The organism is Roseovarius sp. MMSF_3359 (genome assembly GCF_030733385.1).
Lineage (GTDB): Bacteria > Pseudomonadota > Alphaproteobacteria > Rhodobacterales > Rhodobacteraceae > Roseovarius.
The window spans coordinates 15,076-39,976 of the sequence record NZ_JASHJC010000021.1 but is presented as its reverse complement, the minus strand read 5'-3'; the positions used below and the strand labels follow the sequence as shown (position 1 = coordinate 39,976).

Below are 24,901 nucleotides of genomic sequence, written 5' to 3'. Positions count from 1 at the left end.
ATGCTGGCATTCGGACGATTGATGTTCTTCGGCCTGATCGCGTTGACCGTGATCTATGTCTGCCTGTCCTTCTATTCCCGCTCTGTGCGCCGCGGCAAACTCAAGACCTGGTGGGAGGAAGAGGGCCGGCCTGGCGATCTTGATGCCTATGTCGAAAAGGGTCTGGCCGAATATGACGGATCGCTGCGCCGCAAGCTGATCCTCGGGGTTTATGTGGTGCCGATCTGCGTGGTGGCACTCATCATCTACCTCACGAATTTCCACTGAAAGGGCGGGCATGACATATCTTAAATGGGCGTTCTGGACCGTCTTCTGGATTTTCGTCGCGGCGGTGTTCCACTATACGTTGCCGCAAAACGACGTGGCGCGGGTCACGGATACCTATGAAAAGCGGATCGATTTTGGCGAAAACTCGATATTCTGGGCCAGCCCCGATGTCGGCGCGGACCAGACGACCATCAACCGCGATGTGTTCTTCATTCAGACCAAGCGCGCCAATGGCCGTGTCATGGTCTATCGCAACGAGGATACCGGCTGGAGCTGGCCTCCCTATTTCAAGTTCGACACCTCGAACCTGCAGGCTGAGGCGGCTGACCTGAAATCAAGCGCCGAGTCCCCGAAATGGGTGGCGATCAAGCATTACGGCTGGCGCAACGAATTCCTGTCGATCTTCCCCAATGCGGTTGGCGTGCGGCAGGTCGACGGCCCGGATGCCAGCACCGGTATCCCATGGCTCAACATCCTGATCCTGGTGGTGTTCCTGGCGATCAGCTTTGCGATCTGGCGGCGCTGGCGCCGGTTCCGCGCCGCCCGGATCGACCCGGTGATGGATGATATCCAGGGCGGGTTGGACGCGGCGGGCGATCATATTTCCGAACGCCGGTCGCGGGTGAAACGATGGCTGGATACATGGCGGGCCAAATAGCCTGCTTGGAGTTGCGCCGGAGGGCGTAAGGCCTTCGGTTTGCCGGACTTTTCGTGCAGAAAACGGAAATACGGCAAATGGCTGGACCCGGTCCGGTTGCGTCCGGGTTGCAGGACGGCGTATGGTTAACGTATCGACATTTTACTTGTACGACCGGCTAGTTACCGATGATTGGCCAGCCACCTGCCGGACGAGGATATCAAAATGATCCGCGCGCAAGATCGGGAAATCGCCCTGACGTCCCTGCTGCTGAGGAACATGCCGGAGCGGGCGGCCGACCTGTTGCTGAGCGGTGCGGCGACGCGCGATTACAGCCGCGGAGAGACCGTTTTCCTGCAGGGCGAAAAAGCCACCAGCGTTCATATCGTGCTGGGCGGCTGGGTGAAGCTTTACCGGATCGCGCCGAATGGAAACGAGGCCGTCGTGAGCGTCTTTTCCCGAAGTCAGAGTTTTGGCGAGGCGGTGGCCTTCCGCAACGAGGATTACCCGGTTTCGGCCGAGGCTGCGACCGATTGCCGGTTGCTGCAACTCCGGGCGCAATCCTTCATCGACATGATGAAACACGAACCGGAGCTTTGCGTTTCGCTCCTCTCGGCGATCTTCAAGCATCTGCATGAACTGGTGGGGCAGGTGGAGCACCTGAAGGCGCAGACCGGGGCGCAGCGGGCCGCCGAATTCCTGCTTGACCTCTGCTCAAACGAAACCGGCGCCTGCGTCGTCACACTGCCTTATGACAAGGTGCTCATCGCCGGGCGGCTAGGGATGAAACCGGAAAGCCTGTCGCGGGCTTTCTCCAAGCTCCGCACCGCCGGGGTTCGGATCACCAAGAACCATGCCTCCATCGAGGATGTTGAACGCCTGCGCGTCTATGCCGAAAAGGATCGTGCCGAAACATGGACCAAAGCCCTGTGAACGCCCTTGAAACCGCTTTTGCCGCCATCGACGCGGCCAATGAGAAAGACCCCGTGTCGAGCGAAGGGACGCCCGATGCGTTGCTTTATGGGCAGCGGATGAGCGCGGAGCAGGAGCGGCTTTTCCCCGACGCAAGCGCGCCGCTCAGGATCGCCGCTCGGGGGCAGCATATCGAACGCTGGATCCTCAAGCGGGCGGAATATCCGGAGGGGCGCACGGGCTACCTGACCTGGCGCCGGGATCTCGCCAAACATCACGCTGATCGGGTCGGCGCGATCATGCGTGACGCAGGCTATGGTGATGATGCGGTCAACGCGGCGGGCCGGATGCTGCGCAAGGAAGGCATCAAGCGGGACGCGGAGGTGCAGGCGCTTGAGGATATTGTCTGTTTCACCTTTCTGAAGTGGTACTTCGCGCCGTTTTCCGAAAAGCACAGCCACGAGAAGCTGGTGCGGATCGTCGAGAAAACCGCGCGCAAGATGTCCGGCGAGGCGCGGGCGCGGGTGTTGGACGAGTTCGACCTGCCGGATGATTTCGCCGCCGCGTTCAAAGCATGAGCGGCGCGAGGTAAAGCCCCAGAAGCAGGGCGCAGAAAAGCGTGAGCGAAATGTCAAAACCGCGCCGCCAGAAGGGCGCATCGGCGAGGCCGAGATAGCGCGTCAGGATGATCCGCGCCTTGAACCCGGCGATCAGCAGGACGCCTAGGCCAAGCGCCGCAGCGGGCGCGTGATCCATCACTGGCAGGGACAGAAGTGTTGAGCCGAGGCTGAGCCCGACCAGCATGAGCCATGCCATCATGAGGTGTCGCGCCGTCATTGCAGCAGGTAGATCACGGGGAAGAGCAGCACCCAGACCAGATCGACCATGTGCCAGAAGGCCGCTGCCGCTTCGATATTGCGCGAGGTGTCGCGCCACGCCACCAGAAGCAAGAGGACCACACCCGCCACCACATGTGCCGCATGAAAGCCGGTCAGCAGGTAGTAGAAGGTAAAGAAAGGGTGGCTTTCCCAGGTGATGCCAAGCGCGGATTTATGGGCAAATTCCGCACCTTTAATGATGAGGAACACGATGCCGAGCAGGGCCGCCGCGATAAGCGCGATCCGCGCTGCGCCGCGTCGCAAGGCGTTGCGCCAGAGGACGGCCTGCGCCGCGAGAAAACCGCTGGTGACCAGAACAACTGTGTTGATGCCCGCGCCGGTACGGTTCAGCACCGCTTGCGCCTCGGCAAATCCGGTGGAGTCGGTGATGCGCACCGCCAGAAAGGCCACCAGCCCCGCGCCAAAGACCAGCAATTCACTGACGATCAGGACCCAGATCATCAGGTCGCCGGGCAGCTCCTCCAGCACATCCGCGTCGCTCATGCGCCGACCAACTCGCGGTAAATCTCGGGCAGCGCCTGGGTCAGTCTTTCGGCCTGCGGAATGACGTGGAATCCGCCCCGGCCAAAGAGGCGCGGGAACCAGCTTTTGGCCTCCCGGTCGATGGTCACGCCAAAGACCGCCTGCCCGGCGCGGCGGGCTTCGCGCACCGCCATGGCGGTGTCCTCGATCCCGTGCCGCCCCTCGTAGTGATCGAGGTCGTTGGGCTTACCGTCGGTGATGACCAGTAGCAGGCGGCGCTTTTTTGTCTGCCCCGCCAGATCGGCGGAGGCATGACGGATCGCGGCGCCCAAGCGGGTGTAGAAACCGGGGCGCAACCCGGCGATCCGGTCTTCGACAAGCGCATTCATCGGCTCGTCAAAGCCTTTGCACTGCTGGATATAGACGCGGTTGCGCTTGAGCGACGAAAAGGCGTGGATGGCGAAGCTGTCGCCGCAGGCGTCGAGCCCCCAACTGAGCGCGGCCAACGCCTCGCGTTCGATGTCGATCACCGCGCGGTTGCCCACGGCGCTTTCGGTGGAGCGTGAGACATCGAGCAGGATCGACACCGCCAGATCGCGCGCCTGCGGCAGGGTCTGCCGCCAGATGCGGTTGCTGCCCGCGCCATTGGCCAGGATATCAACCCGCGCGCGCACCGCCGCCTCCATGTCCAGGTCATCGCCATCGAGGCAGCCCGGGATGCTCACCCTTCCCGGGCGCAACGCCTCGAACTGGCGTTTGACCTGGTTAATGCGGCGGGCGGCACGCGGGTCATCGCGGAAGCAAGGAAGGAACCGATTTTCTTCCGCGACAGAGGAAAGGACGCGCACATGGTCGGGCAGATAGGCCCCGGTCCGCGCGTCCCATTCGGGATAGGTGGTCACGCCCGACAGGCGCTCGCGGTCCACATCTTCGGGTGCAAGGTCAAGATGCAGTTTCAGGCGTGTGGCGGGGGCTTTGGAGATCTGACCCAGGCCAATTTCGTCCTGATCGTCAGCGGCCTTCTTGGCGCTGTCGGGATCATCGTCATCGACGCGCCGGTTGAGGTTCAGGAACTCCGCCCAGCTCAGGATCGCTTCGAATTTATGCAGGATCAGACTGTCCTGGCGCTCGGCCTGGTCGGCCTGACGGCGGCGGGCGCGGTGAGTGCCCTCATGCCCCTCCTCGGGCGGGCCATCGGCATCGCGGGCTTCCACTGTGTCGCTGGCGCTGAACCGAAGCTCGCGCAGGTCGGGCCATAGCGGCACCGGGTTGAACGGTTTGTAGCCGCGTGGGGCACTCACGTACGCGGGATTGGCCTGCAATTCGCGTGCCAGCGGGGGCAGGGGGGCGGGATCGCCCAGAACCCGACGGATCAGCGCCTCGACCGCAGCGTCGTAGCGTGGCAGAGCAGCCTTTGGCCGTTGGGTAATAACCGTGGCGCAGAGGGTATCGTGCAACTCGCGCAGGCCCGGTGCGGCGGCGAGCGTGGCGTCGGTCATTGCCTGTGCGTCGGCAATCGACTGGAGATCCGCCTGCAAGGCATCGTCTTGGGGGGCGCAATCCGGCGCATGGGCCGCAGCCGCTGCCAGCCAAAGATAAAGCGCGGCATTGGCCTCGCGGCTTGGAAAAACGGCAAGCCTGTCGGGCAGACGCAGCGCCTCGCCGTCGAAACTGGCGCGGGGCACATGTTCCGCCTCGGCCCCGAGGCGGCGGCGGAAGCTCAACCGATGGCGGCTGACCTCGGCGCTGACCGGGCGGATCTCGACCGACGCATCGCCACCCAGCCCGCGGAAAAAGACTGCCAGCCGCCCGCTGACCTCGGAGAGGTCAACCGCGGCTCCGTGATGCGCCTCGGGCGCATCCAGGCGACTGGCAAAAGCGTGCCACAGCTTCCCGATGGTTTCTTCGGGTTCCCATGGCTCGATGTCGATCCTGGTCACGGCCATACCTCACCCAAAGATGGCCGTCACAAGATCCTGGAGCCCGCGTTTAATGTCCGCATCGTCGGTCAGTGGCTCGATCATCGCCGCCTCGATGGCGCGCTCAAGACCCATGCCGTTGGCAATCAGCGTGGCCGCATAGACGATGAGACGGGTCGACACGCCTTCTTCGAGATCCTGCCCCTTGAGGCCGCGCAGCTTGCCGCCAAGACGCACGAGCCGTTCTACTTTCTCGCGCTCCAACCCGCTTTCGCGGGTGACGATCTCGACCTCCTGAGAGGGCGCGGGGAAATCGAACTCGGCGGCGACAAAGCGTTGCCGTGTGGAAGGTTTCAGGGTCTTGAGGATGTTCTGATAGCCCGGGTTATAGGAGGCGACGAGCATGAAGCCGGGGGCCGCCTCCAGCTCTTCGCCGGTGCGGTCGATGGGCAGGATGCGGCGGTCATCGGTCAGTGGGTGCAGGACAACCGTCACGTCCTTGCGCGCCTCGACCACCTCGTCGAGATAGCAGATTGCCCCTTCGCGTACCGCGCGGGTCAGGGGGCCATCGACCCAGACCGTCTCGCCGCCCTTGAGCAGGTAGCGCCCGATGAGGTCCGCGGCCGACAGGTCGTCATGGCAGGCCACCGTATAGAGCGGGCGGCCCAGACGCGCGGCCATATGGGCGACAAAGCGCGTCTTGCCGCAGCCCGTCGGACCTTTGAGCAGCATCGGCAGGTTCATCCTGCTCGCCGCCTCAAAGAGCGCGCATTCATCGCCTTGGGGCAGGTAGAAGGGGGCGTCCGCCGCCCCCTTTGGGTTGGTCAGGGATCCATCCATCCGCGTCACTCCGCCGCCACCGAATTGTCGGTCGAAATGACCTCGCGGCGGGGCACGAGGATCGCGTAGAGGAAGAGCAGAACACCCAGCAGAACCACGAGACCCGAGCCAAGACGCATCCAGTAGAACACCGCCAGCGTGTCCTGCACGTCCATGTAGTATTCGCCCACCACCCGCTGCATATGGGTCTGCACAGTGCCGGCGAAGGTCAGGGTGAAGGTCATGAAGACCATGCCCCCGGACATGAGCCAGAAGGACGCCATGTTGAGCACCTGGTTGTAGGGATCGCGGTTGCGCAGGATCGGGAAGGCATAGGTGAAGATCGCCAGGTTGAGGCAGACATAGGCACCGTAGAAGGCCAAGTGCCCATGGGCCGCGGTGATCTGCGTGCCGTGGGTGTAGTAGTTCACCCCGTGTAGCGTGTGTAGAAAGCCCCAGACGCCCGCACCGAAGAAGGCCAGCGTGGCGCAGCCAAGGCTCCACAGCAAAGCGGCCTTGTTCGGGTGGTCGCGACGGCCCTTCCAGACCATGACAAAGGCGAAGGCCATCATCGCAAAGAAGGGGATGACTTCGAGCGAGGAGAAGATCGAGCCGATCCACTGCCAATAGGCGGGTGTGCCGATCCAGTAATAGTGGTGCCCGGTGCCGAGGATGCCCGAGAAAAGTGCCGCCGCGACAATGACATAGAGCCATTTTTCGACCACTTCGCGGTCAACGCCGGTGAGTTTCAGCATCAGGTAGGCCAGGATCGAGGCCATGATAAGCTCCCACACGCCTTCAACCCAGAGGTGGACGACATACCACCAGTATTGCTTGTCCACGGCCAGGTTTTCCGGGTTGTAGAAGGCGAAGAGAAAGAGAAGCGCCAAGCCCCAAAGACCCAGGATGAGGATGTTGGAAATGGCGGTCTTCTTGCCCTTCAGCACCGTCATCGTGACGTTATAGAGGAACATGAGCGCGGCCACGACGATGCCCGCCTTGACCCATTTGGGTTGCTCAAGAAATTCGCGCCCCTCCTTGCCCAGAAGCCAGTTGCCTTCAAAGAGGTTGAACACATAGGTCACCACCACGCCAAGCGTGCCGACCACCAGGATAATGAGTTGCAGATAGGCAAGCGTCGGCGAATGGATTTCGCGCTCCGCCTCTTCGGGGATCAGGAAATAGGCCGCGCCGAAAAAGCCCAGCAGCAGCCAGACGATCAGGCTGTTGGTGTGCAACATGCGGATGATGTTGAACGGCAACAATTCGGAGAGCGTATTGGGCATGACATAGACATATCCCGCCAACACCCCGCCCAGGATTTGCACCGCAAAAAGCGCCATGGCGACGGCAAAATAGGCCAGCGCGATTTTCTGAGTTTGATATTTCATCGGATTTGTCCTTTCTCAGCCCGCGTCATTGGGCGGCCAGCCCTGCGCGTCGATTTCGTCCACCCAGAGCAGGAAATCGGCCAAGCCGCGGGTTTCCTCTTCGCTCAGCTCGAAAAGCGGCATCTGTCGTCGGCCTTCGATCCCCGTGGGTTGCGATTTCATCCAGCCGTCGAGTGTCTCATAGGCGGCCTCCGGGTCGCCGGTCACACCCCATCGGGTCATCACATTGGCCAGTTCCGGCGCGAAATAGGCGCCTTCGCCCATGATCGAATGACAGTTGATGCAGGCGTGTTTCTCCCAGGTGTGTTTGCCCAGGGCCACGCTTTCGGTGAGCTTGTCATTGTTGGAGGACGTGGTGAGGATATAGCGGTGCGAATGGACCGACAGCCCTACGAAAATGATGATAAAGAAGAGCGACCCGCCATAGAAAATGTTCCGGGCCATGCTCTTGGTCATGACTTCGCGCATTGCGCTCTCCTTTGCGCTGCGTTGATGGTCCGTTAACCATCTGCCTCTTCGGCGTGGTGATCCTTGTCGAAAGTCAAGCTGCGGCAGTTATTCCGCGCGCCCGCGTCGAATTGTCCGGGTCAGCGGTCAAGGAGCGCATGCCGCGTCTTACTTGATCATCGTCAAGGACGGGCAGGGGAGGATGCGGGAGACTCGGGGTTGCCTCACCAGCGATCGGAGTATTCCCAATGAAATTCACGAAAGCCAGACGACGCGCATCGCTCCTGACCAGCGCAGCGGTTGCCCTGGGCCTCGCCGCCACCTGCCTGCCGGCGCAGGAAAAGCCGGAAAATCACGCTGACGGACCCGTGGCTGCCTACGAACCCAGCATGACCACCCTGGGCCAGATCCAGGTCGAGATCCCCGGCCTCCGGCCCGATGACCCGGTCATGACCCAGGAAGAATTCCAGCGCGGCACAACGATCTATTTCGAACGCTGCGCCGGGTGCCACGGGGTGTTGCGCAAGGGCGCGACCGGCAAACCGCTGACCACGGACCTGACGCGTGAAAACGGGTTCGAGTACCTGCGCGACTTCATCACCTATGGCTCGCCCGCCGGCATGCCCAACTGGGGCACCTCAGGGGAGATGACCGAAGAGGATGTGGACCTGATGGCCCGCTACCTGCTTCTGGAGCCGCCCGCGCCGCCGGAATACGGCATGCCCGAGATGCAGGCGAGCTGGAAAGTGCATATCGCGCCCGAAGATCGCCCCACCGAGAAGATGAACGATATCGACATCGACAACCTCTTCTCGGTCACGCTGCGCGATGCGGGGCAGATCGCCTTGATCGACGGGGCAACCTACGAAATCCGATCCGTGATCGACACCGGCTACGCCGTGCATATCAGCCGGATTTCCGCGTCTGGTCGCTATCTTTTCGTCATCGGACGCGATGCCAAGGTCAACATGATCGACCTCTGGATGGAAGAGCCCGCGACCGTGGCCGAGATCAAGGTCGGGTCCGAGGCGCGGTCGATCGAGACCTCCAAGATGGAGGGCTGGGAAGACAAATACGCCATCGCCGGCAGCTACTGGCCGCCGCAATACGTGATCATGGACGGTGATACGCTTGAGCCGCTCAAGATCAAATCCACCCGTGGCATGATCTTTGACGAACAGACCTTCCACCCCGAGCCGCGCGTGGCCGCGATCCTGTCGTCGCATTACAGGCCGGAATTCATCGTGAACGTCAAGGAAACCGGCAAGATCCTGTTGGTCGACTATTCGGACATCAAGAGCCTGAAAGTGACTGAGATCGAGGCCGAACGCTTCTTGCATGATGGTGGTCTGGACAGTTCGAAACGCTACTTCCTGACGGCGGCGAATGCGCGCAACAAGGTGGCGGTGATCGACACCAAGGAGGGTGATCTCGAGGCGCTGATCGACACGGATGGGGCCACGCCGCACCCGGGTCGCGGGGCTAACATCAACCACCCGACCTATGGGCCGGTCTGGGTCACGTCGCATCTGGGCGATGAAACCGTGGCCGTGATCGGTACCGACCCCGAGGGGCATCCCGACCATGCCTGGAAGATGGTGCAGCAGCTCTATGCGATGGGCGGCGGATCGCTCTTCGTGAAGACGCACCCGACCTCGGACAACCTCTATGTTGATGCGCCGCTTAACCCCGATGCGGAAGTCTCGGGCGCGGTGGCGGTCTTCAAGGTGGCTGATCTGGCCCAGGAGGAGCCGGAATATACCGTTCTGCCGCTGGTGGAATGGGCCGGGATCACCGAGGGGCAGCCCCGCGTTGTGCAGGGCGAGTTCAACAAGGAAGGCAACGAGATCTGGTTCTCGGTCTGGAATGCGGCCGACCTGGAATCCGCCATTGTCGTGGTCGATGACAAGACGCTTGAGCTCAAGCATGTGATCAAGGACGAGCGCCTGGTCACACCGACGGGCAAGTTCAACGTCTACAACACCCGCGCCGACGTCTACTGACGCCTGCGCCCCGGGGGCCGTTGCGGCGGCCTCCGGCCTCTCGTTTTCAGCGTATGATTTGAAGGATCCCGGCATATGACAATGACAGGCAAGGTCTATCTGATTGGTGCCGGCCCCGGTGACCCCGAATTGATGACGATGCGCGCGGTCAGGATGTTGAGCGACGCGGATGTGGTTGTCTACGACCGGCTGGTCTCGCAGGAAGTCCTGGAACTGGCGCCGGTCAAGGCGCGGATGGTGCCCGTGGGCAAGGCCCCGAAATGCCACACGGTCCCACAGGACCGGATCAATGAAATGCTTGTCGATTTCGCCCGCGCGGGCCTCAATGTCGCGCGGCTCAAGGGGGGCGATCCGCTGGTTTTCGGGCGGGGTTCCGAAGAGGCCGCGCACCTGTCCGCCCACGGCATCGACGTGGATTATGCACCCGGCATCACCGCGGCGCAGGCCGTCGCGGCGGCCACTGGTGTGCCGCTGACCCATCGCGGGTTGGCCACGGGCGTGCGCTATGTCACCGGTCACCGCGCGGCGGGATTGCCGCTTGAACTGGACTGGGAGAGCCTCGCCAGCATCGACACCACCTTGGTGGTCTATATGGGTGTGTCGAACATCGCCGAAATCGCGCTCCGCCTCATGGCCGCGGGCCTGCCCGGATCGCTTCCAGTACTGGCGGTCTCCAGCGCCACAACCCCGCGCGAGACGCGCATGGTCTCCCGCCTCGATCAGATTGGCGTCGATGCGCAGTCACGCGGGCTTCTTGCGCCCAGCCTTTTCGTCATTGGGCGTGTCGTGTCGCTCTACGCGGCGCAACCGCATGAAATAGAACAGCTTTCCGAGGCGCGGCCAGATTCGGCAGTGATGGTCGGTGAGTAGGTTTTTGTGGCTTCTCTTACTGGCCTCCCCTGCCATCGCCGGGGAGGCGGGCGTTGATCCCGCCGCTCTTGAGCGGCTGGTGCGGCAGGATTGCGGCTCGTGCCATGGCCTTTCGCTCAAAGGCGGTCTTGGCCCCGATATCCGCCCCGCAGCGTTGCAGCATTACGATCCCGACACCCTTCGGGCCGTGATCCTCGACGGTGTGCCGGGAACCGCGATGCCGCCCTGGCGCCCCTTGCTCAGCGACGCCGAAGCGCAATGGATCACCGCCTATCTTTTGACGGGAGAGAGCGAATGAAACGGATGATGCAATGGCTGGCGCTCGCATGTGCCTTGCCGCTGGCGACCCCGCTCTGGGCGCAGGCCACAGGCGATCTGGGCGTCGTGATCGAGCGCGCGACCGGCTCCGTTCTGATCGTGGATCAATCGGAACACGCTGCCCTCCGACGGGTTGAAGGGCTGGGCGACCTGTCCCATGCCTCGCTCGTCTACTCGCCGGATCAACAATTTGCCTATATCTTTGGCCGCGATGGCGGGTTGACCAAGCTCGATATCCTGTCGGGCGAGATCACCACCCGCATCATGCAGGCGGGCAATTCCATCGGCGGCGCCATTTCCGACGATGGCCGCCTCGTGGCGGTCTCGAATTATGAGCCGGGCGGGGTGCGCATCTTTGACGCCGATACGCTGGAGATGGTGGCGGATATCCCGACCGGCTCCAAGACCATCGGTCTGGTTGATGCGCCGGGCAGGCGTTTCGTGTTCTCGCTCTGGGACGCGGGCGAAACCTGGATTGTGGATATGTCGGGTGATGTGCCGCAGATCACCAGAATCCCCGGCATGGGCGACAATCCCTATGACGCGCTCATTACCGGCGACGGGCGGACCTATATCGCGGGGCTTTTCGGCGATGACCACCTAAGCGCGCTTGATCTTTGGCAGGCCGACCCTGAGCCGCAGAAGGTGCTAGCCGGATATGCCGCCGGGCGCGCCGATCTGCCGGTCTACAAGATGCCACATCTTGAGGGTTGGGCGCTTGCCGGAACCGACTTCGTCCTGCCCGCCGTGGGGCAACATGAGGTGCTGTGGGTCGATGCGCGCACCCTGATGGAGACGGGCCGCACCCCCACCCACGGCCAGCCGGTCTTTGCCATGGCGCGCCCCGACGGGCGGCATGTCTGGGTCAACTTCGCCCATCCTTTGAACGACACGATCCAGGTGCTGGACACGCTGACCAAGGAGGTGATCCATGAGTTCAAACCTGGCCCCGGCGTGCTTCACATGGAATTCACCTCGCGCGGTCACGAGGTCTGGGTCTCGGTCCGGGATGCGGGCAGGGTCATGATCTATGACACGCAGAGCTTTGAAAAGATACGCGAAATCGACGCCGAAAGCCCCTCTGGCATTTTCTTCACGGCGCGTGCACACAAGATGGGGCTCTGACGGATATGGACGGTATAAGCGATCCCGTGGACCAGGCCCTGCTTGACGACTGGCAGCGCGATTTCCCGATTGTCCCACGCCCCTTCGATGTGCTGGCCGGGGCGCTGGGCATTCCGGCGAGCCAGGTGGTTGCCAAGCTACGGCAGTTCTGCGCCACCGGTCGGGTGACCCGCGTCGGGGCAACCTGTGCGCCCAATACGGTATCGGCCAGCACGCTTGCCGCCATCGCCGCGCCGGAGACCCGGATCGAAGAGGTCGCCCGGATCATCGAACGGTTTCCCGGGGTCAATCACTCCTACTTGCGTGAAGATGACTGGAACCTGTGGTTTGTCGTGACCGGGCCGGACCGGGCCCATGTGGACGCAACCCTCGCCGGGATCGAAGCGGCCAGCGGGCTGCGGGTGCTTGATTTGCGGCTGGTGCGGCCCTTCAACGTCGATCTGGGTTTTGCGCTGCGGGGCGAGGCCTTGCCACCGCCCGTTGCGCGGCGGGTCGATTGCGCCGCTTTCGAAGATGCAGATCGCCCGATCCTGCAGGCGCTGACCAACGGATTGCCCCTGTCCGAGCGGCCCTATGCCGATTTGGCGGCGGATCTGGGGCTTGGCGAAGATCACCTGATCGGGCGTATCCGGGCGCTTGTCGCGGCGAGGATCATCTCGCGTCTGGGCGTGATCGTCAGGCACCGGGCGCTGGGGTGGCGGGCCAATGCGATGGTTGTCTGGGACATGCCGCATGAGGCGATCACCCATGCCGGCCCGCTTCTGGCGGCGCATCCGGGCATTACGCTGTGTTACGAGCGCAGACCGGTGGCGGGGATCTGGCCCTACCGGCTCTATTCGATGATCCACGCCCGCTCCCGTGCCGAGGCGCTCGATGTGCTGGATCGTGTCTGTGCCCTGCCGGAGTTTCGAAACACCCCGCATAAGCCGTTGTTTTCAATAAGGTGCTTCAAGCAAATGGGTGCGCTCGTCGCGGCGCCGGAAAGGACTGTCGCATGATCCTTGACGCCACAGACCGCGCCATCCTCAACCAGTTGCAGGAAGGGTTTCCGATTGACCCGGCACCCTTTGCCGTCGTGGCTGCTGATCTGGGCATAACCGAAACTGACCTGATTGCGCGGCTTGAGGCGATGAAAACCGCCCGGGTCATCACCCGTTTCGGCCCGTTCTACGATGCCGCGGCGATGGGGGGTGCGTTCTGCCTGTGCGCCATGGCCATCCCACCTGGCGAATTCGATGCCGTGACCGCGAAAGTCAACGCGCATCCGGAGGTGGCCCATAATTACGAGCGAACGCACCGCCTCAACATGTGGTTCGTCCTGGCGACCGAGACCAAGGAAGGGATCGAAGAGGTTGCGCGCAGGATCGAAGTCGAAACCGGGCATCGCGTCCTGCTTTTCCCCAAGCTGCAAGAGTTTTTCATCAGATTTCGGGTGGCCGCATGACGCTTGATGCCACCGATCGTGCGATCATCGCCGCCACGCAATCCGGCCTGCCGCTGGTGCCGCACCCCTATGCGGCCATTGCCGCCGATCTTGGGATGACCGAAGGCGTGCTGTGCGATCGCCTGCGCGCCATGCAGGCCAGCGGCATCATCCGTCGCATTGCCGTCGCGCCCAACCACTATGCGCTTGGCATGACGGCCAATGGCATGTCGGTTTGGGATGTCGACGATGCGCAGGTGGCGGAGTTGGGTCAGAAGGTGGGTGACCTGGCGTTTGTCAGCCACTGTTACGAGCGGCCCCGTGCCCTGCCGGAATGGCCCTATAACCTGTTCGCGATGTTGCACGGCACCTCCCGAGAGGAGGTCGAAGCCTTGCGCCTGCAAGTGGCCGATTTGCTGGGCGATGCCTGCGCCGGTCATGACATCCTTTACTCCACCCGCATTCTGAAGAAGACGGGGCTGCGTCTGCGCTCCGGGAAAGGCTGAACCGATGTTCCGCATGAGCGAATACATGCACCAGCTTGCGCATCCCACCCCCGTGCGCCGGCGGCGTGGATCAGGACCGGTCAAGCCGGTGGTGATCTGGAACCTTACGCGGCGCTGCAATCTGCGCTGCCGGCATTGTTACACGGTGTCGGCCGACGTGCAGTTTCCGGGGGAGCTGAGCCATGAACAGGCGATGGATACGCTGGAAGATATCGGCAATTTTGGCGTTCCCGCATTGATCCTCTCCGGGGGGGAGCCGCTCGACCGGTTCGACTTCTTCGAGATCGCCGAGGCCGCGCGCAGGATGGAGAAAATCCGCTATCTCGCGCTCAGCACCAATGGCACCAAGATCCACGGCGAAAATGCCGACCGCATCGCCGATATCGGGTTTCAATATGTGGGCATTTCCATCGACGGGATCGGGGCCACAAATGACTGGTTCCGTGGTGTCGATGGCGCTTTTGACGAAGCCCTGCGCGGGGTGCGGGCCTGCAAGACGCGCGGTATCAAGGTTGGCCTGCGCTTTACCTTGACGCGAGACAATGCCGAGCAACTGGCCGATCTCCTGCAGCTTTGTGACGACGAAGGCGTCGACAAGTTTTACCTCTCACACTTGGTCTACGCAGGCAGGGGGGACAAGAACCGGGGCGAGGATGCGGTCCACGATCACACCCGCGCGGCGCTTGACCTACTGATCGACCGGGCCTGGGCTGGGGTGCGAGAAAACCGACCGCTCGACATCGTGACCGGCAATAACGACGCTGATGCCGTCTATATGCTCAACTGGGCGCTGGCGCGGTTCAACGCCGATCTGATCGACAACCTCACCGATCACCTTGAAGCCTGGGGTGGCAATTCCTCGGGGCTGGGCGTGGCCAATATCGACACGCAGGGCAAGGTGCATCCCGACACCTATTGGTCCGATTACACCGTGGGCAGCGTCAAGGACACGCCGTTTTCCGAGCTTTGGACCGGCCATGACCCGATGCTGGCGCAGTTGCGCCTGCGCCCACGGCCGCTCAAGGGGCGTTGTGGCGCCTGTGCGTTCCAATCGGTCTGCGGTGGCAACACGCGTATCCGCGCGCTGCAACTGACCGGCGATCCCTGGGCTGAAGATCCGGCCTGCTATCTCAGCAATGCCGAGATCGGCGTGGCCGAAGCGGACCGCCTGACCGTCACACCCTTCAGGGGAAAGAAACATGATCCGGCGCATCGTTTTTTCTAGCCTTCTGTTTCTGGCCACCGGTGCTGTGGCCGATCCGGCGGAGACCTACGCGACGCTCTGTGCCGACTGCCACGGCGCGGACCGTCTTGGCGGGGCAGGGCCGGCGCTCATCCCCGAGACGTTGAAGCGCATGCGCGGTCCCAACCTGGAAAACGTGATCGCCAATGGTCGCGTGGCCACGCAGATGCCGGGATTTGGTGACGCGCTCGACGCCGGTGCGATCACCGACCTGGCCGCCTATCTCAAAACCCCACTGGCGGAGGTCCCGGACTGGACCCCCGATCAGATCGCCGAAACCCGGTGGCTCGATCCCGGCTACACGCCCGCCGCTGCGCCGGTTTTCGATGCCGATCCGATGAATATCACGCTTGTGGTGGAGACCGGCGACCATCACGTCAGCGTTCTGGATGGTGACACGTTCGAGGTGCTTGACCGGTTCGAAACGCCGTTTGCCGTCCATGGCGGACCGAAATTCACGCCCGATGGGCGCTATGTGTTCATCATGTCGCGCGATGGCTGGGTGCAGAAATACGATATCTGGGCGTTGCAGCAGGTGGGGCGGGTTCGCGCGGGCCTCAGCAGCCGCAACATCGCGATGAGCCGGGATGGCAGGCACCTCGCCGTGGCCAATTACCTGCCAATGACATTGACGCTTCTGTCGACCGAGGACCTGAGCATCGAGCGGGTGATGCCGGTGGTGTCAAAGTCCGGCGTGCATAGCCGGGTCTCGGCGGTTTATCAGGCGCCGCAACGGGACAGCTTTATCCTCGCGCTCAAGGACGCGCCAGAGATATGGGAGGTGGCGACAGATCCCGATGCCGATCCGGTTTATGAGGGGTTCATCCATAGCCGCGAAAAGGATATGGTCGAGGCGATACCTTCCTCCGAGGGTCTTTTCGCGCGCCGCCGGATCGAGATTGCCGAACCGTTGGACGATTTTTTCTTCACTGACGACTATCGCCACCTGATCGGGGCGGCACGCGATGGGGCGCGGGGCGTTGTCGTCAACCTCAATGTCGGGCGCGAGATAGCGGAATTGCCGCTGCCGGGGATGCCGCATCTTGGTTCGGGTATTTCGTGGGAGCTGGACGGGCGCAGGGTCATGGCCACGCCGCATCTGAAAGAGGGTCGGCTTTCGGTGATCGACACCGATGACTGGCGTGTGCTCAAAACCATCGACACCGACGGCCCCGGATTTTTTCTCAGAAGTCATGAAAAGTCGCCCTATATATGGGCGGACGTTTTCTTTGGGCCCAATCGCGACGTGATGCATGTGATCGACAAACAGACACTTGAAGTGGTCAAGACACTGCGCCCCGAACCAGGCGCGACGGTGGCGCATGTGGAGTTTACCCGAGATGGCAGCCGCGCCTTGGTGTCGGTTTGGGAGGATGAGGGCGCCGTCATTGTCTATGATGCCTGGACGCTTGAGGAAATCAGGCGCTTGCCGATGCGTAAGCCTTCGGGCAAGTATAACGTCTTCAACAAGATCACTTTTTCGGAGGGCACCAGCCATTAAACGCTCCGCCATCATCGTAAGCCACGGACAACCCTCCGAGCCGCTCCCGGCCGAGGCCGACCTTTCGGCCCTGGCGGCGCAGGTGGCCGCAAACCTGCCCGATTGGCAAATCGGCAGCGCCACATTGGCAAATCCCGGCGCCCTGGATGCAGCCATGGCCGGGGCCGAGGGCGTGCCGTTCATCTATCCGCTCTTCATGACCGACGGCTGGTTTGTCCGCTCGGCCCTGCCGAAACGGCTGGCTGGCGCGCCCGCCCATATCCTGTCGCCGCTCGGGGTCGAGCCGGGCCTGCCCGCTCTCGTGGTCGATGCCCTGAACGCAGAATTGGCGGCGCGCGGTTGGGCTGCGCCCGAGACGCATCTTTTGGTGGCGTCGCACGGGTCGGGGCGCAGCCCGAATTCCAAGCAGGCAACCGAGGCTTTCGTTGAAAACCTCTGCACCGGGATTGATTTCGGCAATGTGCAGACCGGATATATCGAAGAAGCCCCCTTTTTCGGGGATATCGCGATGGACTGCCCCGAACAGGCGCTCTGCCTGCCGTTCTTTGCGGCCTTGGGCGGCCATGTCAAAGACGACGTGACCGACGCGCTGAAGGTGGCGGATGTCAAAGGGCCGCTGCTGGCGCCCATCGGCACATTCGACACGATCCCGGCTTTCATCGCCGGGAGCCTGCGCAAGGCAGCCCGAGCGCAGGCGGCGGCATGAGCGGTTCGGCTGACATGCCTTCCCCGCCGGAACCGATCGCCTTTGGCAAGCTCTACCTGATTTTGTGGGTTTTCAGCGCAGGCGCCGTTGCCATCAACCTCTTTATGCTTGGCCTGATGGCACAGGCCATAGGTTGGCCGGCGCTGTCGCCGGTTCAGGCATTGATCTGGGCTGTGCCGCTCAGCTTTCCGGTAAACTGGCTGGTCACCCGTTGGGTCCGACAGCTCATGGATGAGGCCGACGGGCGCTAAGCCAATCGTCCACCCTTCGTCCGGATGGCCAAGGCACCGGATCGTTGAGCCGCCTTTTTGCCGGCCCCGCCTATCTGGCGAAGCTGGCTGTTTTGTGTCCGCTACTCGAAGGTCGCCAGATAGGCGATGACGTTGGCGAGATCTTTTTCTTTCCTGAGCCCGGCAAAGGACATCTTGGTGCCTTTCATGAAATCCTTGGGCTTGGTCAGAAACGCAGAGAGGGATGCCTCATCCCAGACCAATCCGCCTTCGGCCATCTCCATCAGAGCGTCGGAATACTTGAACCCCTCGACCTGACCGGCAGGTGCGCCGACAATTCCGTTGAGGATGGGGCCGACCTTGTTCTTGGCCTTGTCGCCCACCGCATGGCAGGCCTTGCACTTCTTGAATACCTTTTCGCCTGCTTCGGCGTCACCTTCAGCCAAGGCGGGCGCGGTCATGGCACCAACCAACGTGGCGGCGGCTAAGATTTGTCTGAACATGGTGGGATCTCCTTCTGTCAGGTCAGCTATGCGGTGGGTACGGTCTGGCGTTGCCCCGGCAATGGCCTTTCAATATGGGCCGCGGCGGGCAATTGGCAACAAACGGCGCGTTCCTGATCCCGCCCGACGGCGGCAGCACTCCCAAGGGGGCCGCTTCGGCGGAAACCGGCGGGCAAAACAGATGGAACATCACCGTTCATCCGAAAACCTTAACCCCTGTGCACCGCGCGCGACTTGATCTTGGTCAAGACCCCGGGGGCGCGTTGCGCAAAGCAAAGCCCCGGCAGTTTTCGCCGGGGCTTCGGTGGGTGGGCTGGTCGTCGTCCAACGGGTGGCGAGGGACGCGCCGATCACCAGATTTCAAAACAGAAATTCGTCTGCGCTCAAGCTCGCAAGATTGATCCCGCGCAGGAGGATTGCGCTGTCATCGCCGGTTGTGATTTCGACATTGCCGCCCGTCTGCGTGGCCGCGTCGAGCACCTGGTCGAAGTTGTTCAGGGTCGTGAGGCTTGACAGGTCGATCACCTCCATCGCGCTGGCGACGTTGAAATCAAGGATCACATCTGATCCATGCCCATCGGCAAAGACGAATGTGTCACCCCAACTGCCGCCCTTGAGCCGGTCATCACCCGCGCCGCCAACCAGGGTATCACTGCCCGCGCTGCCGATGATGTTGTCGTCTCCATCGCCACCATCGAGCATGTCGTTGCCACGCCCGCCAAGGAGCTTGTCGGCGCCAATGTCGCCCCACAGATGATCGTCACCGCCATTGCCACGCAGCATGTCGTTGTCATCGCCGCCGGACAGGACGTCGAAACCCCGACCGCCATAAATGCTGTCGCGCCCGTCGCCGCCCATCATCATGTCGGCACCATTGCCGCCAATGACCACATCGTTGCCGCCAAGGCCGTCGATTACATCGTCCCCTCGGGTTCCGACAAGCCGGTTGTGACCATCGTTGCCTGACAGGGTCGGTACGATAGGATTCTCATGCTCATGCTCATGCTCATGCTCATGCTCATGCTCATGCTCATGCTCATGCTCATGCTCGTGTTCCTGTTCGGGTTCCGGCTGCGGGTCCGGCTCCGGCTGCGGGTCGGGGGCCGGTTGCGGATCAGGTTGTGGATCGGGTTCAGGTTGTTGGGCGTCCTGCGGGCCATAGATCTCGATGATCCCATCTATATCGTCCTGCTGCAGGCCGATCTTCCGGACCCGTGGTGTCATGATCGAATTCTCAGAGACGTGACCCAACCCGAGGGCATGACCGATTTCATGCAGCACGACACTCGCAAAGAGCAACGGATCCGTATTGAACCGCCCCAGCGTGTCCAGCAGGATATCGCCACCGATGGGCGCATAGATCGACGGATAGAAGGCATAGCCCGCCGTGCCGCCCGGGATCGCACCAAAGAAGATACGGATATCGGCATCGCGCCCGACACCGGCCGCTCCGCCCTGGTCCTCGATCTGCTGAAACTCGATATCGCCATGCTTCGACCATTCGGCGAAAGCATCGGCGATCACCTGCGCGAAATCATAGTCCAGAAACGTATCACCCGTGGTCGATGTCTTCGTCACGACATTGAACCGCGAAATGTCTTCACCCGCGTCCGCCAGGCTCCAGGTAACGGTGCCTCCGGCCGTTCCCAATGTGCTTGATCCCCATTTGCTTCCAATGATGTTTGCCACGTCGAATACCTCGTTTTTGTTTTTCGCCTGCGTGTGACGGCCGCGCTTTGCCCGGCGATTCTGCCGGGATGTGGTGACCCGTCCGGTGTGTCCGGGCAAACAAGCACCGAGCGGTGAAGTAAGGATAAATGGCGCCCTGCCGGACCTCGCCGGGCGTCAGGAATCGTGGCGCGCGAGATCCGCCGAATGGGCAGCGGGGCAGGGCGGGTCGCCGCTGCAATCTGCCGGGATATCAACACCCTAAGCGGGTGTCAGGGCGAGCAAGGTCGGCGCGCTGAAACGCTAAAATTTTCAATGAATTTTCATCATTTAATCGGCAAAGCGAGGCTTCTTCCGCGGCGGAGATCACCGGCAAACCTGTCCCGGCGGCGCTTTTGCAATGTCTGTCTTGCGAACCGATCACAAGGATTGACAGCATGGCGCGGGTGCGGTTTGGCTTTGTCCGGCGGACCTGTGGCCGCGCCACGAAGTTTTGGCCGGGAGGGCGGCAGATGACACCGGGATTTTCCAATGAACCGCGCCATGACAGCTATGATGTGGTGATCGTCGGCGGGGCGATCATGGGCGCATCGACGGCTTGGTTCCTGGCGGATAATCCCGACTTTGACGGCAGGGTTCTGGTGATCGAACGCGACAGCAGCTATCGCGATACGTCGACGATGACAACGACATCCTGCATGCGGCAGCAATTCTCGACCGAGTTGAACGTGAAGATCGCGCAGTTTGCCGCGGATTTCGTCAAGAACCTGCCCCGGCATCTGCAAGGCATCCCCGACGTTCCGCAATTGTCGATCCGCTCGTTCGGCTACATGTACCTGGCGGCGACCGAGGGCTTTGCTGAACGGCTGCGCACCGATTGCCTCATGCAACGCGCGGTCGGGGCCGATACCTGCCTGATGACACCGGACCAGATCGCGCAAAAATACCCCTTCTATGCGGTGGATGACATCGTCCTTGGCTCGATCAACACCCGGGACGAGGGGTATTTCGATGCCACGGCGGTGTTTGATGCGGTGCGCCGGGCCTCGCGTCTGCGCGGTGTCGATTATGTCGAGGATGAAGTGATCGACATGGCATTGAACGCGGCCGGGTCGCGGGTTGAGGCCGTCACCTTGAAATCCGGACGGCGGATAGGCTGCGGGCAGATCGTCAATGCCTCCGGACCACGGGCGGACCGGACGGCGCGGATGGCCGGGATCGACCTGGCCGTGGAACCGCGCAAACGGTATTCGTGGATTTTCAAGGCAGAGCGGCCGCTGGATCAGGACCTGCCCCTGACCATCGACCCCTCCGGCCTGCATGTGCGCGAAAACGGCGGCGGCACCTATCAGGTGGGCGCGCATTTCGGTCCCGACCCGGCGGTGGATTACGACGATTTCACCGTCGATCACGGCCTGTGGGAGAGCGAAGCCTGGCCCATTGTCGCAACGCGCATTCCCCGCTTCGAAGCGGTCAAGCTCCAGAGCACTTGGGTGGGTCACTATGCGATGAACACGTTTGATCACAACGCCATCATGGGGCCGCATGACCGGGTCGAGAATTTCATCTTCCTGAACGGGTTTTCGGGTCACGGGCTGCAACAGGCCCCGGCAATGGGACGCGGCACGGCAGAGTGGCTGACCTACGGCGGTTATCGGACGATGGACCTGACGCCGTTCAACTATGCGCGTTTCGTGCAGAACACGCCGATTGTCGAACATGCGGTGATCTGAGCAAGCCCCTCAGTCCTGCTGGCAAAAGAAGTCTTTGTGAGCACATAAAATTGCAGCACTGGAACGGCGTCGATCCTTGCGCAGCCACTTCTTCGCTAATGGCAAACGCCGTCATAAAGCCCAACACCGTCCAGCGCCGCGCCCGACAGACATGGACGACGAGCAAAGGAGCGAAGAGACGCAGGGCAAGCGCAGACTCACCCCGTCATGCCTGAGCCGTGCCAACCGGAGCAGGAGCGCTTGCAGTGCGGTTTGGCGGCGATTTAGAGAGGCAATTGCGTCAATCCGAGAGAAGATGTGTTTGGCAGGGGTAAAGTGCCTTGAACTAGGTCCGAAGCGCCACTGCGTGAGTTGGTACTGACTCAAGCGTCGGGGGCGCGGTCAACCCTTACTATCCGCGTCTGTAGGTACCTTCGAATGTCACCCCCATCCCATAAGGTGGGTTTTCAAATTCTTCATTCACAAGCAGTATATCTTGCTCATGGAAAAATTTGATCTGGTGGTCTCTGTTTGAATACATACCCGATCCGATTTCTTCGTATTCAACAACACCGCTGAAGTCGCCCATATTTGGGCCTCCTGGTTTCCAATATCCAGAAAGAGCCAGTCCGGTTACAAAGTACCGAGGAATCCCTTCGATAATATCAGGTACTGGTGTGAAGATTAACTCGGCGCTGTCCGTACCTGTCCCGATACGTATGTACTTGCCAGCATAAGGATCGCTCGGATCAGTTCGCAATGCGCCAAAATGAACTTCTTGTATGAACTGATCGCCAATTGCATCGTAAAGCTCATCTCGGTACTTAATCACCTCATTTACTTTCAGGCCTTTTGATTGGCTGGTTTTGGAGTCAAGTTGATCATGGTGGTCAAAACACAAGAAAGCTAGGTTCTCAATCTTGTTGTTGTTTGGATTCTTGTCCAAATGTGCAATCTGGCCCTGAACTATGTTCGTTTCTCGGCTTAACCCATAACAGATACAACATCGCCTTCTCGAGCTTAACAATACTTCGCTTTCAACGGTCTGATTGAGTTTCGCTCTCATCTTTTCCGCCGCTTAACATTCCCGCCCCTTTGCCCCGGGCGTCCTGCGGTCGAGCGGCCCTTGGACTTCTTCGCGGCCTCTCCGGCGGCCTCGATGGCGGATTGGCGGGCGAGGGGGTCGTCGGCGACGGCGAGGTCTACGGCCTCGAGGCGTTTGACCTCATCGCGCAGGCGGGCGGCTTCTTCGAATTCGAGGTTCTCGGCGGCCTTGCGCATCTCTGCACGCAATCCATCAAGATGGGCCTGCAAGTTCCCGCCATGCAAGGGTTTATCCACCTTGGCCGTCACGCGGTTCATGTCCACGTCGCCCTTGTAGAGCCCGGCCAGGATATCCTCGACATTCTTCTTGACTGTCTCCGGCGTGATCCCATGTTCCTCGTTGTAGGCGATCTGCTTGGCGCGGCGGCGGTCGGTCTCGGAGAGCGCGCGTTCCATCGACCCGGTGATCCGGTCGGCATACATGATGACGCGGCCCTCGGCATTCCGCGCGGCCCGGCCAATGGTCTGGATGAGAGAGGTCTCGGAACGCAGGAACCCTTCCTTGTCCGCATCCAGAATTGCCACCAGCCCGCATTCAGGAATGTCCAGCCCCTCGCGCAGCAGGTTGATGCCGATCAGCACGTCAAAAGCCCCAAGACGCAGATCACGTAGAATCTCAATCCTTTCAAGCGTGTCGATGTCAGAGTGCATGTAGCGCACGCGAATGCCTTGCTCGTGCATATACTCGGTCAGGTCCTCGGCCATGCGCTTGGTCAGCGTCGTGACCAATGTGCGGAACCCGTCGGCGGCCACCTGGCGCACCTCGTCCAGAAGGTCATCCACCTGCATTTCCACAGGCCGGATTTCGACCTTGGGATCCAGAAGCCCTGTAGGCCGGATCACCTGCTCGACAAAGACCCCACCGGTCTGCTCGATCTCCCATTTCGCGGGGGTGGCCGAGACAAAGACCGATTGCGGGCGCATGGCGTCCCATTCCTCGAACTTGAGGGGGCGGTTATCCATGCAGCTGGGCAGGCGGAAGCCATGTTCAGCAAGCGTGAACTTCCGGCGATAATCGCCCCGGTACATTCCGCCGATCTGCGGTACCGAGACATGCGATTCGTCAGCAAAAACGATCGCATTGTCGGGTATGAACTCAAAAAGCGTCGGTGGCGGCTCTCCGGGCGCGCGACCGGTAAGGTAACGCGAGTAATTCTCGATCCCATTGCACACGCCCGTCGCTTCCAGCATTTCGAGATCGAAATTCGTCCGCTGCTCCAGCCGTTGCGCCTCAAGTAATTTTCCTTCAGAAACAAGCTGATCCAGCCTGACCCTCAACTCTTTCTTTATCCCGATGATGGCCTGCTGCATCGTCGGTTTCGGGGTCACGTAGTGCGAATTCGCATAGACGCGGATCTGCTCGAACGTGTCGGTCTTTTCTCCGGTTAGTGGATCGAATTCCGTAATAGATTCAAGTTCCTCCCCGAAGAAGCTCAACTTCCAGGCGCGATCCTCGAGGTGCGCAGGGAAGATTTCCAGGGAATCCCCCCTGACGCGGAAGCTGCCGCGCTGAAAGGCCTGGTCATTGCGGCGGTATTGTTGCGCCACTAGGTCGGCCATGACCTTGCGCTGATCATACTCACCGCCCACCTTCAGATCCTGGGTCATCGCCCCGTAGGTCTCGACCGAGCCGATGCCATAGATGCACGAGACTGAGGCCACGATGATCACATCGTCACGCTCCAGCAGCGCCCGCGTGGCCGAGTGGCGCATGCGGTCGATCTGCTCGTTGATCTGACTTTCCTTCTCGATGAAGGTGTCCGAGCGCGGCACATAGGCCTCGGGCTGATAGTAGTCGTAATAGCTGACGAAATACTCGACGGCGTTATTGGGGAAGAACCCTTTGAACTCCCCGTAAAGCTGCGCGGCGAGGGTCTTGTTCGGGGCGAGGATGATCGCGGGGCGTTGCGTCTCTTCGATCACCTTGGCCATTGTGTAGGTCTTGCCGGTTCCGGTCGCGCCCAGAAGGACCTGGTCCTGCTCACCGTCATTGACCCCTTCGGACAGCTCGGCAATGGCCGTCGGCTGATCGCCCGCAGGGTCGAATTCGGTCACCATCTCGAACCGCTTGCCGCCTTCGAGTTTGAGCCGTTCGCGGACGTCCGGCGCGGGCGCGTGCATCAGGGCATCGGTCTTGTCGGAATGGGCATAGGGCATGGGGCAGATCCTTTGCGCCACATTTGATGTGTTACCGTCCGAGTTCAAGCCCTGTGCGGGAATTCCTGACAAAGGGTGT

General features: G+C 61.6%; 26 protein-coding genes and 2 pseudogenes. 17 read left to right on the top strand and 11 right to left on the bottom strand.

Annotated features, from left to right (window positions below):
* From RBB29_RS20730 to RBB29_RS20715, 4 genes are all read left to right on the top strand, one after another.
* Entirely contained in the window at nt 1–267 is a 267-nt protein-coding gene (locus tag RBB29_RS20730; protein ID WP_306116757.1) for a hypothetical protein, read from the top strand.
* A gap of 10 nt (nt 268–277) precedes the next feature.
* Nucleotides 278–925: a DUF1523 family protein gene (locus RBB29_RS20725; protein WP_306116758.1), complete on the top strand. Its 648-nt coding sequence runs from the start codon at nt 278–280 to the stop codon at nt 923–925.
* A gap of 204 nt (nt 926–1,129) precedes the next feature.
* Nucleotides 1,130–1,837, top strand: coding sequence for a Crp/Fnr family transcriptional regulator (locus tag RBB29_RS20720; RefSeq protein ID WP_306116759.1), 708 nt, complete (start codon nt 1,130–1,132; stop codon nt 1,835–1,837).
* Nucleotides 1,819–2,394, top strand: a complete 576-nt coding sequence (locus RBB29_RS20715) for a DUF4202 domain-containing protein (RefSeq protein WP_306116760.1) — start codon at nt 1,819–1,821, stop codon at nt 2,392–2,394. The genes RBB29_RS20720 and RBB29_RS20715 overlap by 19 nt, the downstream gene beginning before the upstream one ends.
* On the opposite strand, the gene RBB29_RS20710 is transcribed toward RBB29_RS20715, so the two are convergent.
* The 6 genes from RBB29_RS20710 to RBB29_RS20685 are packed head-to-tail and all read right to left on the bottom strand — an operon-like array spanning nt 2,384 to nt 7,774.
* Entirely contained in the window at nt 2,384–2,635 is a 252-nt protein-coding gene (locus RBB29_RS20710) for a nitric oxide reductase F protein (RefSeq protein ID WP_306116761.1), read from the bottom strand. The genes RBB29_RS20715 and RBB29_RS20710 overlap by 11 nt on opposite strands.
* A gap of 14 nt (nt 2,636–2,649) precedes the next feature.
* Nucleotides 2,650–3,198: a cytochrome c oxidase subunit 3 gene (locus RBB29_RS20705; RefSeq protein ID WP_306116762.1), complete on the bottom strand. Its 549-nt coding sequence runs from the start codon at nt 3,196–3,198 to the stop codon at nt 2,650–2,652.
* The gene (locus RBB29_RS20700) at nt 3,195–5,117 is read right to left on the bottom strand and encodes a nitric oxide reductase activation protein NorD (RefSeq protein ID WP_306116763.1); all 1,923 of its coding nucleotides are present in this window, start codon (nt 5,115–5,117) and stop codon (nt 3,195–3,197) included. The genes RBB29_RS20705 and RBB29_RS20700 overlap by 4 nt, the downstream gene beginning before the upstream one ends.
* A gap of 9 nt (nt 5,118–5,126) precedes the next feature.
* Nucleotides 5,127–5,936 (bottom strand): CbbQ/NirQ/NorQ/GpvN family protein, encoded by an 810-nt coding sequence (locus tag RBB29_RS20695; RefSeq protein WP_306116764.1) that lies wholly within the window; start codon nt 5,934–5,936, stop codon nt 5,127–5,129.
* A 5-nt stretch (nt 5,937–5,941) separates the two neighbouring features.
* On the bottom strand, nt 5,942–7,306 hold the full coding sequence (locus RBB29_RS20690; protein WP_306116765.1) for a cbb3-type cytochrome c oxidase subunit I: 1,365 nt from the start codon (nt 7,304–7,306) through the stop codon (nt 5,942–5,944).
* Nucleotides 7,307–7,321: 15 nt separating this feature from the next.
* Nucleotides 7,322–7,774 carry a cytochrome c gene (locus RBB29_RS20685; RefSeq protein WP_306116766.1) on the bottom strand — a complete coding sequence of 151 codons (453 nt, stop codon included), beginning with the start codon at nt 7,772–7,774 and terminating at the stop codon, nt 7,322–7,324.
* A gap of 227 nt (nt 7,775–8,001) precedes the next feature.
* Here RBB29_RS20685 and RBB29_RS20680 point away from each other — a divergent pair, with 227 nt between their 5' ends.
* From RBB29_RS20680 to RBB29_RS20630, 11 genes are all read left to right on the top strand, one after another.
* The gene (locus tag RBB29_RS20680; RefSeq protein ID WP_306116767.1) at nt 8,002–9,756 is read left to right on the top strand and encodes a nitrite reductase; all 1,755 of its coding nucleotides are present in this window, start codon (nt 8,002–8,004) and stop codon (nt 9,754–9,756) included.
* A 75-nt stretch (nt 9,757–9,831) separates the two neighbouring features.
* Nucleotides 9,832–10,626: a uroporphyrinogen-III C-methyltransferase gene (gene cobA / locus RBB29_RS20675; RefSeq protein ID WP_371931535.1), complete on the top strand. Its 795-nt coding sequence runs from the start codon at nt 9,832–9,834 to the stop codon at nt 10,624–10,626.
* On the top strand, nt 10,619–10,924 hold the full coding sequence (locus RBB29_RS20670; RefSeq protein WP_306116768.1) for a cytochrome c: 306 nt from the start codon (nt 10,619–10,621) through the stop codon (nt 10,922–10,924). Before cobA ends, RBB29_RS20670 begins: the two co-directional genes overlap by 8 nt.
* A gap of 5 nt (nt 10,925–10,929) precedes the next feature.
* Nucleotides 10,930–12,069, top strand: a complete 1,140-nt coding sequence (locus RBB29_RS20665; RefSeq protein WP_371931537.1) for a cytochrome D1 domain-containing protein — start codon at nt 10,930–10,932, stop codon at nt 12,067–12,069.
* 5 nt (nt 12,070–12,074) lie between these two features.
* Nucleotides 12,075–13,067, top strand: a complete 993-nt coding sequence (locus RBB29_RS20660; protein ID WP_306116770.1) for an Lrp/AsnC family transcriptional regulator — start codon at nt 12,075–12,077, stop codon at nt 13,065–13,067.
* Entirely contained in the window at nt 13,064–13,513 is a 450-nt protein-coding gene (locus tag RBB29_RS20655; RefSeq protein ID WP_306116771.1) for an Lrp/AsnC family transcriptional regulator, read from the top strand. Before RBB29_RS20660 ends, RBB29_RS20655 begins: the two co-directional genes overlap by 4 nt.
* Nucleotides 13,510–13,998: an Lrp/AsnC family transcriptional regulator gene (locus tag RBB29_RS20650; protein WP_306116772.1), complete on the top strand. Its 489-nt coding sequence runs from the start codon at nt 13,510–13,512 to the stop codon at nt 13,996–13,998. Before RBB29_RS20655 ends, RBB29_RS20650 begins: the two co-directional genes overlap by 4 nt.
* A gap of 4 nt (nt 13,999–14,002) precedes the next feature.
* Nucleotides 14,003–15,223, top strand: coding sequence for a heme d1 biosynthesis radical SAM protein NirJ (nirJ, locus tag RBB29_RS20645; protein WP_306116773.1), 1,221 nt, complete (start codon nt 14,003–14,005; stop codon nt 15,221–15,223).
* Entirely contained in the window at nt 15,198–16,742 is a 1,545-nt protein-coding gene (locus RBB29_RS20640) for a nitrite reductase (protein ID WP_306116774.1), read from the top strand. Before nirJ ends, RBB29_RS20640 begins: the two co-directional genes overlap by 26 nt.
* A gap of 82 nt (nt 16,743–16,824) precedes the next feature.
* Nucleotides 16,825–17,448 carry a CbiX/SirB N-terminal domain-containing protein gene (locus RBB29_RS20635; RefSeq protein ID WP_306116775.1) on the top strand — a complete coding sequence of 208 codons (624 nt, stop codon included), beginning with the start codon at nt 16,825–16,827 and terminating at the stop codon, nt 17,446–17,448.
* Nucleotides 17,445–17,699 (top strand): hypothetical protein, encoded by a 255-nt coding sequence (locus tag RBB29_RS20630; protein WP_306116776.1) that lies wholly within the window; start codon nt 17,445–17,447, stop codon nt 17,697–17,699. Before RBB29_RS20635 ends, RBB29_RS20630 begins: the two co-directional genes overlap by 4 nt.
* A 101-nt stretch (nt 17,700–17,800) precedes the next feature.
* On the opposite strand, the gene RBB29_RS20625 is transcribed toward RBB29_RS20630, so the two are convergent.
* Both RBB29_RS20625 and RBB29_RS22335 read right to left on the bottom strand, forming a co-directional pair.
* Nucleotides 17,801–18,181, bottom strand: a complete 381-nt coding sequence (locus RBB29_RS20625; RefSeq protein WP_306116777.1) for a cytochrome c family protein — start codon at nt 18,179–18,181, stop codon at nt 17,801–17,803.
* 360 nt (nt 18,182–18,541) lie between these two features.
* Nucleotides 18,542–19,024, bottom strand: a pseudogene (locus RBB29_RS22335) (calcium-binding protein); the annotation flags it as partial.
* On the opposite strand from RBB29_RS22335, the gene RBB29_RS22330 reads away from it, so the two are divergent.
* On the top strand, nt 18,935–19,147 hold the full coding sequence (locus tag RBB29_RS22330; protein WP_371931536.1) for a hypothetical protein: 213 nt from the start codon (nt 18,935–18,937) through the stop codon (nt 19,145–19,147). The pseudogene RBB29_RS22335 and the gene RBB29_RS22330 overlap by 90 nt on opposite strands.
* Here RBB29_RS22330 and RBB29_RS22325 read toward each other — a convergent pair.
* Nucleotides 19,055–19,759 (bottom strand): annotated as a pseudogene (locus RBB29_RS22325) (matrixin family metalloprotease); the annotation flags it as partial. The gene RBB29_RS22330 and the pseudogene RBB29_RS22325 sit on opposite strands and share 93 nt — an antisense overlap.
* A 602-nt stretch (nt 19,760–20,361) precedes the next feature.
* On the opposite strand from RBB29_RS22325, the gene RBB29_RS20615 reads away from it, so the two are divergent.
* Complete coding sequence (locus RBB29_RS20615) at nt 20,362–21,582, top strand: FAD-binding oxidoreductase (RefSeq protein WP_306116779.1); 1,221 nt, start codon at nt 20,362–20,364, stop codon at nt 21,580–21,582.
* A 391-nt stretch (nt 21,583–21,973) separates the two neighbouring features.
* On the opposite strand, the gene RBB29_RS20610 is transcribed toward RBB29_RS20615, so the two are convergent.
* The gene (locus RBB29_RS20610; RefSeq protein ID WP_306116780.1) at nt 21,974–22,627 is read right to left on the bottom strand and encodes a hypothetical protein; all 654 of its coding nucleotides are present in this window, start codon (nt 22,625–22,627) and stop codon (nt 21,974–21,976) included.
* The gene (gene uvrB / locus RBB29_RS20605) at nt 22,624–24,822 is read right to left on the bottom strand and encodes an excinuclease ABC subunit UvrB (RefSeq protein ID WP_306116781.1); all 2,199 of its coding nucleotides are present in this window, start codon (nt 24,820–24,822) and stop codon (nt 22,624–22,626) included. The genes RBB29_RS20610 and uvrB overlap by 4 nt, the downstream gene beginning before the upstream one ends.
* Between the last annotated feature and the right edge of the window lie 79 nt (nt 24,823–24,901).

Excerpts from the sequence above, each read along its gene's own strand:
- RBB29_RS20655 (WP_306116771.1), top strand. The coding sequence starts at position 13,064 with ATGATCCTTGACGCCACAGACCGCGCCATCCTCAACCAGTTGCAGGAA.
- uvrB (WP_306116781.1), bottom strand. The coding sequence starts at position 24,822 with ATGCCCTATGCCCATTCCGACAAGACCGATGCCCTGATGCACGCGCCC.
- nirJ (WP_306116773.1), top strand. The coding sequence starts at position 14,003 with ATGTTCCGCATGAGCGAATACATGCACCAGCTTGCGCATCCCACCCCC.
- RBB29_RS20665 (WP_371931537.1), top strand. The coding sequence starts at position 10,930 with ATGATGCAATGGCTGGCGCTCGCATGTGCCTTGCCGCTGGCGACCCCG.
- RBB29_RS20710 (WP_306116761.1), bottom strand. The coding sequence starts at position 2,635 with ATGATGGCATGGCTCATGCTGGTCGGGCTCAGCCTCGGCTCAACACTT.
- RBB29_RS20695 (WP_306116764.1), bottom strand. The coding sequence starts at position 5,936 with ATGGATGGATCCCTGACCAACCCAAAGGGGGCGGCGGACGCCCCCTTC.
- RBB29_RS20610 (WP_306116780.1), bottom strand. The coding sequence starts at position 22,627 with ATGAGAGCGAAACTCAATCAGACCGTTGAAAGCGAAGTATTGTTAAGC.
- RBB29_RS20630 (WP_306116776.1), top strand. The coding sequence starts at position 17,445 with ATGAGCGGTTCGGCTGACATGCCTTCCCCGCCGGAACCGATCGCCTTT.
- RBB29_RS20690 (WP_306116765.1), bottom strand. The coding sequence starts at position 7,306 with ATGAAATATCAAACTCAGAAAATCGCGCTGGCCTATTTTGCCGTCGCC.
- RBB29_RS20640 (WP_306116774.1), top strand. The coding sequence starts at position 15,198 with ATGATCCGGCGCATCGTTTTTTCTAGCCTTCTGTTTCTGGCCACCGGT.
- RBB29_RS20705 (WP_306116762.1), bottom strand. The coding sequence starts at position 3,198 with ATGAGCGACGCGGATGTGCTGGAGGAGCTGCCCGGCGACCTGATGATC.
- RBB29_RS20685 (WP_306116766.1), bottom strand. The coding sequence starts at position 7,774 with ATGCGCGAAGTCATGACCAAGAGCATGGCCCGGAACATTTTCTATGGC.
- RBB29_RS20615 (WP_306116779.1), top strand. The coding sequence starts at position 20,362 with ATGACACCGGGATTTTCCAATGAACCGCGCCATGACAGCTATGATGTG.
- RBB29_RS20680 (WP_306116767.1), top strand. The coding sequence starts at position 8,002 with ATGAAATTCACGAAAGCCAGACGACGCGCATCGCTCCTGACCAGCGCA.
- RBB29_RS20660 (WP_306116770.1), top strand. The coding sequence starts at position 12,075 with ATGGACGGTATAAGCGATCCCGTGGACCAGGCCCTGCTTGACGACTGG.
- RBB29_RS20725 (WP_306116758.1), top strand. The coding sequence starts at position 278 with ATGACATATCTTAAATGGGCGTTCTGGACCGTCTTCTGGATTTTCGTC.
- RBB29_RS20650 (WP_306116772.1), top strand. The coding sequence starts at position 13,510 with ATGACGCTTGATGCCACCGATCGTGCGATCATCGCCGCCACGCAATCC.
- RBB29_RS20625 (WP_306116777.1), bottom strand. The coding sequence starts at position 18,181 with ATGTTCAGACAAATCTTAGCCGCCGCCACGTTGGTTGGTGCCATGACC.
- RBB29_RS22330 (WP_371931536.1), top strand. The coding sequence starts at position 18,935 with ATGATCGTCACCGCCATTGCCACGCAGCATGTCGTTGTCATCGCCGCC.
- RBB29_RS20715 (WP_306116760.1), top strand. The coding sequence starts at position 1,819 with ATGGACCAAAGCCCTGTGAACGCCCTTGAAACCGCTTTTGCCGCCATC.
- cobA (WP_371931535.1), top strand. The coding sequence starts at position 9,832 with ATGACAATGACAGGCAAGGTCTATCTGATTGGTGCCGGCCCCGGTGAC.
- RBB29_RS20730 (WP_306116757.1), top strand. The coding sequence starts at position 1 with ATGCTGGCATTCGGACGATTGATGTTCTTCGGCCTGATCGCGTTGACC.
- RBB29_RS20720 (WP_306116759.1), top strand. The coding sequence starts at position 1,130 with ATGATCCGCGCGCAAGATCGGGAAATCGCCCTGACGTCCCTGCTGCTG.